Origin of the sequence: Psychroflexus halocasei (genome assembly GCF_900107595.1) — a bacterium.
Classification (GTDB): Bacteria; Bacteroidota; Bacteroidia; order Flavobacteriales; family Flavobacteriaceae; genus Psychroflexus; species Psychroflexus halocasei.
In genome coordinates, this window is record NZ_FNQF01000030.1 from 1 (window position 1) to 2,946 (window position 2,946).

Annotated in this window: 3 protein-coding genes and 1 pseudogene; all 4 read left to right on the plus strand. The window is 29.4% G+C overall.

Annotated elements, in window-relative coordinates:
* Nucleotides 1-143, plus strand: a pseudogene (locus BLV84_RS12635) (cation transporter); the annotation flags it as partial.
* A gap of 228 nt (nt 144-371) precedes the next feature.
* Nucleotides 372-914: a DUF3575 domain-containing protein gene (locus BLV84_RS12290; protein WP_093246136.1), complete on the plus strand. Its 543-nt coding sequence runs from the start codon at nt 372-374 to the stop codon at nt 912-914.
* 246 nt (nt 915-1,160) lie between these two features.
* A complete protein-coding gene (locus BLV84_RS12295; protein ID WP_093246139.1) occupies nt 1,161-1,688 on the plus strand; it encodes a DUF6933 domain-containing protein in 528 nt (175 codons plus the stop codon).
* A 184-nt stretch (nt 1,689-1,872) separates the two neighbouring features.
* Nucleotides 1,873-2,715, plus strand: a complete 843-nt coding sequence (locus tag BLV84_RS12300) for a TlpA family protein disulfide reductase (RefSeq protein ID WP_093246143.1) — start codon at nt 1,873-1,875, stop codon at nt 2,713-2,715.
* Nucleotides 2,716-2,946: the final 231 nt, after the last annotated feature.

A 2,946-nucleotide genomic window follows, 5' to 3' on the forward strand; every position in this document is an offset into this window, starting at 1 on the left:
ACGTGATTATCAATTTGGGAGTAATTATTGCAGGAATTTTAGTGCATTATTTGAGTTCTAATAAACCTGATTTGATTATCGGAACAATTGTTTTTGCATTGGTAATTCAAGGAGCATTTCGGATTTTGAAATTAAGTAAGTGAACTAAAAAAGCACTACTTACAACAACGTGTATAATTAATGGCTGGTTCTCGCCTACTTACGAAAATCCTCGCGGATTTTCTATTCGGTTTTTATTTGCTAAATTAGGTGCTTAAACACGCCACTAATCATACACAAAACCGTTGTAAAACATTTGAAAAAAACCAATCTGAAACGAAATTGATTATCAAAAGTCTTTATAGAATAAAATAAAAATCAATAAACTATTTATGAAAAGAAACTTATTATTATTTGCTATGTTAATTTCAGTTTTTGCTGTTCAAGCACAAAACGAAACTTATTCCAATCTAAATGAAAAGAAAAACGAAATCAAACTAAACGTGATTTCACCTCTTTTGGGAGGAATTGAAATGTCTTATGAAAGAATTCTAAACAAAAAATCCGGATTGGGAATTTCCGCATTATATATATTTTCTGATGAGAATAATGAAGATACAAACTATATGATTTCAACAAATTATAGAAGATATTTTGGAAAAAAATATGCGTCAGGTTTTTTTGCCGAAGGTTTTGGAATGTTTAGTTCTATCGACGGAAAACAACTAAAAGATATTGACGGAAATTTGACATCTAATGAAGGCGATGATGTTTATGATTTATCCATTGGTTTGGGTTTAGGTTCAAAATGGGTAACTAAAAGCGGATTTATATTTGAAATTAACGCAGGATATGGTTTTCTTTTGTTTAATGCTGACAAAACTGACCATACAATTGTTGCGAAATTAGGATTAAATGTAGGCTACAGATTTTAGTTACGGAAAAAAACGTTTTACAACAACGTATATAGCTCATAGCTATGTAGTTGCTTAATTCAAAGTTAAGGCATATTTGCAAGTCCGCCAAATTTTTTAATTTGGCTTATTGAAAAAAAAGATAATAAGAAAATTAAAAAATTCGGCTCGTGCTTAACCGAAAAGTTATCGCTAATTTGCACGCTACGAGCCATATACAAAACCGTTGTACGTAAGCTAAAAAAACACTCAGAAAGTCAAAACTGAATGAATCAAACCCAAATATACACAACTCGAAAACTTGAGAAAACAATACAAAAATCGATTGTTGAAAACAGCGAATCCGAAAATAAAATCTTGGGCGAATGGGTAGCGACTATTTTTTATGCGGATAGAAAAAAATGCTGGCTGATTTTTAACAAACAAACTAAATATTTACTCATTTTGGCTGACATAAAAGCATCGGAATTGAATAACATTACTCAAATATTTACGGAAACTCTTCATTCACAACTAAAAAATGATGAAATTGAAATTGATTTAGGAACTTTAAGAAAACTGATTGGGGAAATAAAACTGTGCGAAACAAATAATGACCGAAGTGCGAATGGTTCTTTAAACAATTGTATGTTTAGCATTGAGCAATGGAAAGTTGATTATGGAAGTTTTGAAAATTTACCATTTAGAAAAATAAATAGCGGATTGAACAGTTCACCTAACCAAATGTTGAATTGGAAATACCCGAAAGAATTAATGAGCGAAAAAATAAAAGCCTACGTACAACACTGTATATAGCTCATAGCTTGGCAGTTGCTAAATCCAAAGTTTAGGCGTGTTTGGAAAGTCGCCAAATTTTTAAATTTGACAACTTTCCATTGAAAAAATTAAGTAGTAAAATTTAAAATTTGGCTTATGCTCAACCGAATAATTATCGCTAATTTGCAAGCTACAAGCCATATACAAGACCGTTGCCCACAATATGAAAAAAATCCTGATTAAAATAATATTTGCACTTGCACCAATAATAATCTACCTCATTTTTGGTGGAATTTTTGGAGGAAATCATAGATGGATGCTTACTTTCACATTGTCATCACTATTTATCTTTTCGTTCTTTTTATTCAATAAAACTGAATTTAAAGAGCAATTTAAATTGGGATTGATAATTATACTTCCAATTTTCCTACTGTTTATTATATCATCTTTTTTTAGTAGCTCTTCACGATTGTTATGGTATGTGATTTTTATACCTATAAGTGTTTCTTTAGGTTGGTTTTTTTCTAAAAGAAAATCTGTATTTGTACCTATATTATCATTTGTTTTCTTTGCATTTCTTGGACTAATTTTACTTCCTAATGTTTTTGTTTTACAAAATAATATTGGAGCACAAACGAACAAAGAATTTAAAGGATTATCCTTATTAAATAAATATCAAGAAAAAGTCGAATTGGATAAATCTAAAATTGTTGTGCTGGATTTTTGGACAACATCGTGTGGTATTTGTTTTAAAAAATTTCCAGATTTAGAAAAGTACTATTTGGAATACAAGAACAACCCAAATGTTGAATTTTATTCTATAAACGTTCCTTTAAAAAGGGATGAATTTAGCAAAGTCGTGAAATTAGTGGATGAACTGAACTATAAATTTCCGACATTATATGCTACATCTATAAAGGACGTTGAGAATTTAGGCATTTATGCTTATCCGCATTTGTTAATTTTAAAAAACGGACAATTAAGATATGATGGCAGATTAGAAACAGATAAATATATTTTCGTCAATCATTTGAAATCTGAAATAGATAAATTAATAACGGAATAAAATACTGTGGGCAACACCGTATATAAAAAATTGCTGGTAAGTGCTTAATTCAAAGGTCTTTTTGTATTTTTAAAGTCATTACTAAACAGAAAATTTGTGCCTATTTACACGCAACTTTTCATATACAAACACGTTACACGCAATTTAATTTAAACATTTATCCTCAATCAAATTTCGATTATAAATTGAAATTTGCAAATCAAATATTAATCAGAAATTGGAAAAATCACT

Coding starts and splice junctions, on each gene's coding strand:
- BLV84_RS12295 (WP_093246139.1), top strand. CDS start 1,161: ATGAATCAAACCCAAATATACACAACTCGAAAACTTGAGAAAACAATA.
- BLV84_RS12290 (WP_093246136.1), top strand. CDS start 372: ATGAAAAGAAACTTATTATTATTTGCTATGTTAATTTCAGTTTTTGCT.
- BLV84_RS12300 (WP_093246143.1), top strand. CDS start 1,873: ATGAAAAAAATCCTGATTAAAATAATATTTGCACTTGCACCAATAATA.